Origin of the sequence: Rheinheimera sp. (assembly GCF_036568245.1) — a bacterium.
GTDB lineage: Bacteria > Pseudomonadota > Gammaproteobacteria > Enterobacterales > Alteromonadaceae > Alishewanella.
This window is the reverse complement of record NZ_DATCSY010000026.1, coordinates 1-9,202: the sequence shown is the minus strand read 5'-3', so window position 1 is coordinate 9,202 and position 9,202 is coordinate 1. Positions and strand designations below refer to the sequence as shown.

The window sequence follows — 9,202 nt, the reverse complement described above, 5'->3', positions numbered from 1 at the left end:
GCGGGTACGTGAATGGCAGGACTTAAATACTCAGCTGACACAGTTAATGCAGGAGCAGGGCTATCAGCAAAACCAGCAAACGGCCGGCTACCAGGCCATTCACCAGGCGGTGCTAAGTGGCCTGCTGGGGCAGGTAGGTTTTAAAGACTCAGAAGCCGACTATTTGGGGCCGCGGCAAACGCGGTTTTATGTGTTTCCGGGCAGCCATTTATTTAAGCGCAAACCCAAATGGGTCGCAGCGGCGGAGTGGGTAGAGACCAGTAAACTATATGCCAGGACATTGGCGAAGATAGAGCCGGAATGGATAGAGCCGTTGGCACAGCATCTGGTCACCCGCAGTTACAGCGAACCGCACTGGGAGAAAAAGCGAGGTGCGGTAATCGCCTATGAGCAGGTCAGTCTGTATGGTCTGGTGATCGTGGCAAAGCGCGCGGTACTATACAGTAAAATTGATCCCGCAGTTTGCCACAGCATCTTTGTACGCGAAGCACTGGTTAACCAGGATCTGGGCAGCAATGAAGCGTTTTTACAGCACAACCAGCGTTTGATTGACGACGTAACGGCATTGGAGGAAAAGTCACGCCGGCGCGACATTCTGGTTGATGAAGATACGTTAGCCACATTTTATGCTGAGCGCGTGCCACAGTGGGCGAACAACCGCATTGATTTTGCTAAATGGTGGAAACAAAAGCGTAGCGAAGATAAAACGTATCTGAATTTTGACCCCAACAGCTTGTTATCCCGTGATACCAGCGATATCACCGCTGATAAATTTCCCGAGCAATGGCGTCAGGCAAATTTGACCTTGCCACTGGAATACCACTTTGCACCCGGTGAGATAGACGATGGCGTGAGCTTAATTATCCCTGTGGCGCTGCTCAATCAGGTAGAAGATCAGGGCTTTGACTGGTTAATCCCTGCACTTAGGCATGAGCTGTTGGTTGCGTTGATTAAAGCGTTGCCTAAGCAGTACCGGCGTAACTTTGTGCCCGCGCCTAATTATGCTGATGCGTTAATGCAAACCATCAGTCCGCAGGATGGTAAGTTACTCGATGCCGTCAGCAACCGCTTAAAGCGGATGTCAGGTGTGACAATTCCCGAGGATGCCTGGGAGCTTAGCAGCGTGCCGGTTCATCTTAAAATGAACTTCAAAGTAGTCGATGATAATGGCAAAGTGCTGCAACAAAGCCGCTCACTGAGCATACTCAAACAAGGCCTGCAGGGCGAAGTGCAGCAAAGTTTGAGTCAGGTAGCAGAGCAGGGCATAGAGCAGGAACAGCTGACACAGTGGAGTTTTGGTGCTTTGCCGCGCGAGTACGTAAAATTGCAAGCAGGCTATGAAATCAAAGCCTTCCCGGCTTTGGTAGATGAACGGGACTCTGTGGCGATAAGGCTGCTGGATAACCCACAAGAAGCGCTGGAGTCGACAAAAACAGGGCTTCGGCGACTATTGTTGTTAAATATCCCTTCACCGGTTAAATATCTGCAGGAATCATTGCCAAACAAAGCAAAGCTGGGTTTGTATTTCAATCCGTTTGGCCGGGTACTGGAACTGATTGACGACTGTATCGCCGCCGGTATTGATTCATTGGTAGAGCAAACCGGTTTGCCGGATGATGAACAGAGCTTTACTGCACTTCGGGAGAAAGTCAGGGCGGAGCTTGGCGATACGGTGGTGTTGATAGCGCTTAAAGTCGAGCAGATATTAACCTTGTGCCATGATATTCAAAAGCGGTTGAAAGGGCGCGTTGATTTAGCGCATGTGCAGTCGCAAGGCGATGTAAAGCAGCAGCTGAGTGAGTTGATATTCAAAGGCTTTGTCAGCAGTCATGGTGCAACAAAGCTGGATGATCTGATCCGCTATTTGCAGGCGATGCAGAAAAGACTGGAAAAACTGGCAGTTGATCCCCAACGTGACAGGCTGTTGATGCTCGAATACCAGAAAGCGTCTGACGCTTATCATAACCTGCTGGGTAAATTTGCTGGCAGCAAAGTGATGCCGCAGCCTGTGCAAGCCATTTACTGGATGCTGCAGGAACTTAAGGTATCTTTGCATGCGCAGCAGCTCGGCACGCCTTACCCTATTTCGGTAAAACGGATTTTGCATGCTGTTAACGATATCAAAGTGTAGCGGTCTGAGGTTGTGATCCTGACACCGGGCAGGCTTTACAGGCGCAGCGGAAAGTTCTATAACTAAACGCTGACGTAGTTGAGGGAGGTATTATGCTGACAAAAGGTGACAACCGGCATTATTTCAGGATGATGGTCAATGCCGAAGTGAAGCTGATGATAAATGATCCGGAAACCGGCCGGACAATAGACGGTGTTTGCCGCGATTTGAGTGCCTCGGGCATGTCTGTTGAAGTTGACGAACCGCTTGAGATGGGAACGTTGATCCGGGTGCGGCTGGAATCGGCTAATGCCAGCATACCACCACTGGATGCCAGTGCTAAAGTAATGCGTTGCAGTCAGGAAAGTGAAGATATTTATCAGTTAGGCTTGGCATTTATGGAGTTAAATTAGTCCGTCAATACCAGCTATCAGCATAAAAAAAGCAGCGTTCAGCTGCTTTTTTTATGCTTATCATTTACTGCTTTGAGAACCTGACATTAAAAGTTACCGGCACCATAGGGTCGATACGTTTCAGTCCGGCCAGTTCCTGTAATTTGGCGATACCTGCGCCAAGTTTGAACTGGTTAGTATCGAGCATCAGAGGGGCTTCTGTTACCGCTTGTAACGTGCTGCCATTTAACATCGTTATCCGCACTTTTGCTGTTACTACTGCACTTTGCCCGGCAATGGTTGCAGTCAGTGGTAAGTCCTGCACCAAAGAGTTACCGGCAGTCAGCGAAGCAATACTTTCACTTGTCAGCGGGGCTTTGATCTGAATATTGGCAAACTGGTCTGCCTGCAAAACATATTGCCAAATCCTGTCATTGCGGATTGGGATATTGGTTTGCATGCTACTAACCGGAATGCTGACCGAAACACTTTTCTCATCCCAGCTGCCATTCAAAGCCTGAAACGCATGCGTCTCAGCAACAAGTTCATTTTTCACCGACACAAAATGCAGGCTGGACTGTTCGTTATCAAGTTGCCAGGTCGCGGCGTTGGCAACGCCTGCGCACAGTGCGAATGACAGAGCTAGAACTTTCATTTGTTTCTCCTTTAGTGTCAATTGCCGCACAGCTTACCGTATAAATACCACGGGTACCATGTGAAAGCTGCAGCGTTTAATAGATCTTACATACCAGGCCTTTAAGGTAACTGCCTTCCGGATAAAAACTGGCAATAGGGTGGTCACTGTCCTGCGTTAGTTTTTCGATGAACAAACAGTCACGCCGAGCATCTATTGCGGCATCAGCAACGATTTTCTGGAATAAACTGTCATCCATCAGGCCGGAGCAGGAAAACGTCAGTAATAAGCCACCGGGTTTTACTATTTGCATCGCCACCATATTAATGTCTTTATAGCCACGGCAGGCGCCGGGCAACTGTGCTTTACTCTCTGCGAATTTGGGCGGATCCAGGATCACCATATCAAACTGTTTACCCTGTTCACGGTATTGCCGCAGCAGTTTAAACACATCAAACTTAACATTATCGAGCTTTGACAAGTCCAGCTGATTAAGTTCCGCATTCTTGCGCGCAGTGCTAAGAGCAAGCTCAGATAAGTCAGCATTGGTTACCGATAATGCGCCACCTTGCAGCGCTGCGACACCAAAAGTGCCGGTATAGCTAAAGCAGTTCAGCACACTTTTGGCATTGGCATAACGTTTGGCGGCCGCTCTGCTGGCGCGCTGGTCCAGATAAAATCCGGTTTTGTGGCCCTGCACAACGTCAACCAGCAATAACATACCATGTTCTTTGATAATGACTTCGCCACTTTGACGTGGTAAATGCAGCCAGCCGGTTACAGGTTGTAAACCTTCTTTTTTTCTGACATCAACATCCGAGCGCTCATAAATGCTGTGTTCGGGGAATAACGTTTTCAACGCGGTAACGATAGCATCACGCCAGGCGTCAGCACCAGCAGACAGCAGCTGACATACCAGCACATCATTGTATTTGTCGATAGTGACACCCGGTAAGCCATCAGACTCTGCAGCGACCACGCGTAAGCCCGTAGTCTGGTTTAAATCGAACAGTTCGGTACGCAGTTGCCAGGCACGTGTTATACGCTGTAAAAAAAAGGCATCATCTACAATTTCATCTTTGTTGAAGCTCCAGACACGTGCACGGATCTGAGACTGTGCTGAGTAGGCCGCGTAACCTAACCATTCACCTTTGCTGCTAATGACTTCTACTGTCTGGCCATCTGATGGTTTACCGCTGACCGATTTCACTGCTTTAGAAAAAATCCATGGATGCAAGCGTTTAAGAGATTTTTCTCTGGTTTCCTGCAAGATAAGACGGGGTAAAACAGTAGAGACTAAGGGCTGGTTCATGGCTGACAATACACTGTGCTAGACTAAAGGCCGCATTGTAGTGAAGCTGTGCATAAAGCTAAAGCATAATTTCTGCCTGGCCCGGTATTTACTCAGGCTCCGGTGAGTAACAGCGAATGAAAGGAGTGACTGTTGGCGACAATTCCATCAATGATGCAGGCCATCAAGGTTGTTGGTTCTGGCAATGACAGTAAACTAATAACAGAACAGTGTCCGGTACCGCAGCCCGGGCCCGAACAATTGCTGATTAAGGTTGCTGCCGCGGGGGTCAACCGTGCTGATTTGATGCAGCGACGTGGCTTATATCCACCACCTGACGGCGAGAGTGACATCCTGGGGCTTGAAGTCGCGGGCGTTGTTATTGCTGCCGGGGCGCAGCATAAGAGCTGGCTAGGCAAAGCAGTGTTTGGTCTGGTGCCGGGAGGAGGTTATGCCGAATATGCGTTGCTGCATGCAGGCCATGCTATGGCTGTTCCGGCAGGGTATACAATGGCCGAAGCAGCTGCCACGGCTGAGGTATTTCTGACGGCATACCAGTTACTCAGCAGTATTGGCAATTTGCAACCGGCACAGCATGTGCTGATCCACGCCGGTGCCAGTGGTGTGGGCACCGCAGCGGTGCAACTTGCTAAAGCTATCGGCAGCAAGGTTGCAGTTACCGCCAGCAGCGAGGATAAACTTGAGTTATGTCATAAGCTTGGTGCAGATATACTGATAAACTATCAGGCGGCAGCTTTTGAGCAGGAACTGGCCAGATTCTGGCCTGCCGGTGTCGATTTGATCCTGGATCCGGTGGCGGGTGACTATATCAGCCGTGAAATTCCGTTGCTTAAAATGGATGGAAAAATAGTGTTATACGCTATGATGGCCGGACGGGAAGTACCACATTTTGATCTGGTACCCTTGTTTAAGCGCCGTGGGCAGATAATCTGTTCTACGCTGCGCAACCGTACAAACCATTATAAAACCAGATTAACGCAGGCTTTTTATCAGACTTACGGCCAGCCGCTGGCGCAGAGGCAGATACAGCCGGTATTGCAGCAACAATTTCACTGGCAAGAGGCAGAACAGGCGCATCGGTTAATGGCCAGCAACTGCACCAAGGGTAAGCTTGTTTTGACATTCTGATTTAATATTAGAAACTTATCAGGCAAATTGTACGATACTTGCCTGCACTCACTGTATACGTTTAGGAAGCGCTAACGGAATGACACTTGGCACCATTGGAAAATCGACTTACAGCAAATCAGTTACGGCGCTGATAAATCGGATCTACGATAACACAGCCGTGGCGGACTCTGTTTATGAACAGGCGCAGCAGTACTTTCAGCAAGCACTGGAACAACAGGCAGAAAAAACTGAGCTTGAGCAACAGGTTTATCTGTATGAGAACCGCCAGCATCAGGTGAGTAAGCGCGATCTGGCACTGGTAGAGCGTAATCTGCAACAAGCCCAGAGTGAAAAAAATGTATTTGTACAGGCCCGGGACGAAGAAGCCTGGCAGCGTTACTCAGTGTTAAAACAGATATGTCATGAGATCCTTAACTTGTGTCAGGGCGGGGCTCAGGACGAAACTGCGGTACTCAGCGCAAAACTGCTCGGCACTATTCAGCTGCTATCGCCCACCGAAGGTAAGCATGTCGCCAGCAGCAATCAAAAAAGTAAACATCTGTATAAAGCTGTATTGTCTCTGCGTTTACTGGACAAGCTGTTAGCAGACGGTGAGCTGCACAATGCCTATGTTCAGCAGCGTTACAATGCATCAAAAGGCAGTGCTGCAGCGGCGGATGATTACCAACCGTTTCGCGATGATGTGCAGATCCCATTGTTGATGGCAGCTTTACTGCAGGATATCGGCAGTTGTCATCCGGATGCTCTGGCTATTTTAAAGGGGCCTGATGGCAACGCTGACGAGTTCAGGGTGCTGGATAATGATGAACGGATGGCGCTATTGCAAATCAGCTACCGCGAAAGTCTGAAGTTTGTCACCCAAGGCCTTGGACTTGGCAGATATACTGGTAACTCTAAAGCTGAACGGGACAACTTTAATAAGCTGGAAGCAGAGCGGCAGAACTTCATTTTGTCATTACTTAAAAGCGCTATAAAACCTGAGCATGGTATTGGTAATTTGTTGAAAATTCCGCAAATTTACACCTCGGTTGTTCTTTCAACCAAAGGTAGCTTTGCTTATGACACCTTACCTAAAGTGACACTGGTGTTAGAAAAGGGCGTTGAAAAAGGCGTCTACAGTAAAGTGGCCGTTGATGCCTTGATTAGTATCACCGGTGTATTTCCGCAAGGGTTTGGTGTTACCTATATTCCTAAAGACTCTGACAAGCAGGATATGGACCGCTACGAGTATGCCATTGTAACCGGTTTGTATCCGTCAGATATACGTCAGCCCATATGCCGCATGGTAACCCGTAACTTAACATACAATGTCTCGGCACAGGGGTGTATTATCAGTGCCGAGAATAATCTGTATTATCCGCAAGCACGCAAAAAGCTGGAAAAAATCAGTGAAGAGCGGCTGCTTGAGATCTTAAGTAAGCTGGTATCTAACTTTGAAGAGCGTAAAAACATGCCATTGTTACCCAAGTGCTGGCATCCTGACGAGTACTTTTCTTATCTTAAAAACCAGAACCTGTGGAATAAAGTCGTGATGCACAGTAACTAAGATAAGTTGTCTTAGTCATTGTGCTGCCGCGTTTCTGTCTCGTTCGCCGCAGTGGAGTCGTCAAAGCCGTCGTCGGATGTCTGCTGCTCAACATCTTCATCGTAGCCTGCAGGCACCTGCTGCCTGGTGGCAAGAAATTCTTCATCCAGCATCTGCGCCGCAACTGTGTCTTCATCCACACGTGGATCCAGTGCGGCAGCAAGAGGAGAGGATACCAAATCGCCTGAGCCCATTTTAAACTGGGCATTTTGTTGCTCGTCCATCATCCGTTTTACTTGCTTTTGCGTGTAGTTAACCCGCAGTAAGCGTAAAAACAGGATAAACGCACAGCAACTGATAAAGGCATATAGCATCGAAGGGCCAATTAACTGCATCAGCGCCGAGGCTAATAGCGGCCCAAAACAAGCACCGAGGCCAAAAGTGAGCAATACCGTTGCTGAAAGTGCAACCCTGTCGTTCTGCTCAACATTCTGGTTAGCAAATGCAGAGGCTATCGGATACAGGGTAAAAGCCAGAACGCCATAGCAAAATGTTGCCATCAGCAGCATGATGCCTGTCAGTGGCAGCAGGGCAATCAACAGTGTTAATACTGTCAGCACGGCAGCATTAAAGCGCAGAATACGGCTGCGTGGAATACGATCGGAGATCTTCCCCATCGGCCATTGTGCCAGCAAGCCTGCCAGTATAGTAACCGACATGAACAAGGTTACCTCTTCCGTTGGCATACCTTTACTGGCGGCATATGCTGGTGCCAGACCATAAAAGGAACCTGCCATTAACCCGGCTACGGTAATCGCCGTCAACGACTGTGGTACCTGTTTCCAAAATACAAAAATTTTAAGCGGCGCCGGCTGCAAAGGCGCTGGGTGAATGCGGGTGGTTAGTGCAATGGGCACTATACATAGCGAATAACACATGCTGATAATCAGTAGTGGCGCTATACCCAAATCAGGGAACTGGCTTAGCATCAGTTGCCCGCCAATCATGCCGAGGTAAGAGGTAATCATATAAAACGCGAACACCGTGCCGCGCTGCGAACTTTCGGTCTGTTCGTTCAGCCAGCTTTCCAACACCATGTACTGGCACATCATGCCCATACCGACGATGACCCGCATCACCAGCCAGATTTCCAGCTGCGACGTTAATACATGTGTCATGGCACAGGCACTGACGATAGCGGCGCTGGCCACGAAAGCCCGGATATGTCCGACTCTGGCAATAACCTTATGACCCAGTTTGGAACCAAGCACCAATCCGAGGTAATAGCACGACATCAGAGCACCAATCCAGACAGAATCGACCTGCTGCTGGGCCAGTGACAACCCCAGGTAGGTTGACAGTGAGCCCTGCGCAACCAACATCAGCAAGGTCGTCAGAAATAATGCGGTGAAACTGCGGTAAGGGTGTTTACTGGTCATCCTTTGCCTTTCAAAAAAGCAGGCAGCCCAGGCTGCCTGAATAATTATTTGACGCGCATACCCGGTTCAGCGCCTTCATCAGGTGACAGAATAAATAACTCACTGCCACCGGGGCCAGCTGCCAGTACCATACCTTCGGATAAACCAAAACGCATTTTACGCGGTGCCAGGTTGGCAACCATAACAGTCAGCCGGCCTTCCAGCTGCTCGGGGTTGTAGGCAGCTTTTATCCCGGCTAAAACCTGCCGAACTTCACCAGCGCCGATATCCAGTTGCAGTTGCACCAGTTTGTCGGCACCTTCAACTGCTTCAGCTTTAATAATACGGGCAACGCGTAGATCAATCTTGGCGAAGTCATCAATACTGATGGTGTCAGCAATCGGTTCGCGCTCACCGCTGACGGCTTTTTCTGTTTTTGCCACTTTAGCGGCAGGCTTTTCTGCAGCCGGTTGTAAATTCTCTTTTGATGCTTCCAGCATAGCGGCCACTTTTGCTGGCTCAACGCGTTGCATTAAGGCTTTAAACGGATTAATGGCATGGTTGGTCAACGGCTGCTGATAATTAGTCCAGCTCAGCTCACTGTTTAAAAAGGCTTCAGTTTCGCTGGCCATTAATGGCAACACAGGCTTTAAGTAGTGCATCAATATCCGGAACAGGTT

At 49.0% G+C, this 9,202-nt stretch carries 8 protein-coding genes; 4 read left to right on the top strand and 4 right to left on the bottom strand.

Annotated features, from left to right (window positions below; all coding sequences use genetic code 11):
• On the top strand, nucleotides 1-2,131 hold a 2,131-nt coding region (hrpA, locus tag VIN66_RS01110), incomplete at its 5' end, for an ATP-dependent RNA helicase HrpA (protein ID WP_331922276.1).
• A gap of 92 nt (nucleotides 2,132-2,223) precedes the next feature.
• Nucleotides 2,224-2,523: a PilZ domain-containing protein gene (locus VIN66_RS01105; protein WP_134055156.1), complete on the top strand. Its 300-nt coding sequence runs from the start codon at nucleotides 2,224-2,226 to the stop codon at nucleotides 2,521-2,523.
• 64 nt (nucleotides 2,524-2,587) lie between these two features.
• On the opposite strand, the gene VIN66_RS01100 is transcribed toward VIN66_RS01105, so the two are convergent.
• Nucleotides 2,588-3,157: a YceI family protein gene (locus tag VIN66_RS01100; protein ID WP_331922275.1), complete on the bottom strand. Its 570-nt coding sequence runs from the start codon at nucleotides 3,155-3,157 to the stop codon at nucleotides 2,588-2,590.
• A 76-nt stretch (nucleotides 3,158-3,233) separates the two neighbouring features.
• Complete coding sequence (locus VIN66_RS01095) at nucleotides 3,234-4,448, bottom strand: class I SAM-dependent rRNA methyltransferase (RefSeq protein WP_331922274.1); 1,215 nt, start codon at nucleotides 4,446-4,448, stop codon at nucleotides 3,234-3,236.
• A gap of 132 nt (nucleotides 4,449-4,580) precedes the next feature.
• Here VIN66_RS01095 and VIN66_RS01090 point away from each other — a divergent pair, with 132 nt between their 5' ends.
• Entirely contained in the window at nucleotides 4,581-5,576 is a 996-nt protein-coding gene (locus VIN66_RS01090) for an NAD(P)H-quinone oxidoreductase (RefSeq protein WP_331922273.1), read from the top strand.
• A 79-nt stretch (nucleotides 5,577-5,655) separates the two neighbouring features.
• Complete coding sequence (locus tag VIN66_RS01085) at nucleotides 5,656-7,125, top strand: hypothetical protein (RefSeq protein ID WP_331922272.1); 1,470 nt, start codon at nucleotides 5,656-5,658, stop codon at nucleotides 7,123-7,125.
• 11 nt (nucleotides 7,126-7,136) lie between these two features.
• Here VIN66_RS01085 and VIN66_RS01080 read toward each other — a convergent pair whose 3' ends face one another.
• Together VIN66_RS01080 and metG are read right to left on the bottom strand one after the other, a co-directional pair.
• Nucleotides 7,137-8,543, bottom strand: coding sequence for an MFS transporter (locus tag VIN66_RS01080; RefSeq protein WP_331922271.1), 1,407 nt, complete (start codon nucleotides 8,541-8,543; stop codon nucleotides 7,137-7,139).
• A 44-nt stretch (nucleotides 8,544-8,587) separates the two neighbouring features.
• Nucleotides 8,588-9,202: methionine--tRNA ligase subunit beta (gene metG, locus VIN66_RS01075; RefSeq protein ID WP_331922270.1), on the bottom strand; the 615-nt coding region annotated here is incomplete at its 5' end.

Excerpts from the sequence above, each read along its gene's own strand:
- VIN66_RS01105 (WP_134055156.1), top strand. The coding sequence starts at position 2,224 with ATGCTGACAAAAGGTGACAACCGGCATTATTTCAGGATGATGGTCAAT.
- VIN66_RS01100 (WP_331922275.1), bottom strand. The coding sequence starts at position 3,157 with ATGAAAGTTCTAGCTCTGTCATTCGCACTGTGCGCAGGCGTTGCCAAC.
- VIN66_RS01095 (WP_331922274.1), bottom strand. The coding sequence starts at position 4,448 with ATGAACCAGCCCTTAGTCTCTACTGTTTTACCCCGTCTTATCTTGCAG.
- VIN66_RS01085 (WP_331922272.1), top strand. The coding sequence starts at position 5,656 with ATGACACTTGGCACCATTGGAAAATCGACTTACAGCAAATCAGTTACG.
- VIN66_RS01080 (WP_331922271.1), bottom strand. The coding sequence starts at position 8,543 with ATGACCAGTAAACACCCTTACCGCAGTTTCACCGCATTATTTCTGACG.